At 66.4% G+C, this 580-nt stretch carries 1 protein-coding gene; it reads left to right on the top strand.

What is annotated here, in order from left to right; genetic code table 11:
- Positions 1 to 580 (top strand): YdcF family protein (locus JK635_RS28345; RefSeq protein ID WP_202653530.1); only part of this gene is annotated, 580 nt, incomplete at both ends.

The raw sequence follows: 580 nt of genomic DNA, 5'->3' as shown, positions 1-580 counted from the left end.
CTGTTCGTCTTGTCGACCACCGCTGGCGCGCGCCTGTTCGTGGCGCCGCTGGAGCGGCTTACGGCGCCGCTGCAGGCTGTCCACAATACCGGCGCGCAGGCCATCGTGGTGCTGGCGGCGGGAAGGCTGCGTGATGCGGCGGAGTATGGCGGGCGGGACATTCCCGATTACATTGCGCTTGGCCGGCTGCGCTATGCGGCGCGGCTGCAGCGCGAAACCAGGCTGCCGGTGCTGGTCTCGGGCGGCAATGGTGCGGCCGATGACAATGCCTGGTCCAAGGCCGATGCGATGGCCGCGGCACTGAAAGAAGATTTCGGCGTGCCGGTGAAGTGGATCGAAGGCAAGTCGAAGAATACGGCGGAGAACGCCATCTTTAGCGCTCAAGTGCTGCGGCCCGCGGCTGTCACGCGCATCCTGCTGGTGACAGACGCCATGCACATGCCACGCGCCCGCAATGCCTTCCAGCGCGCAGGGCTGGTGGTGGTCGCCGCCCCTACCCTCTTTTTCAGTCACCCGCCTCTGGGCTTGTCGGCTTTTCTGCCGAGCGCGGAAGGCCTGCGGCAGTCCTGGTATGCGATCT

It is taken from the genome of Neobacillus paridis, assembly GCF_016765675.1.
GTDB classification, from domain to species: Bacteria; Bacillota; Bacilli; order Bacillales; family Cytobacillaceae; genus Neobacillus; species Neobacillus paridis.
This window is presented reverse-complemented; position numbering and strand designations above follow the sequence as displayed.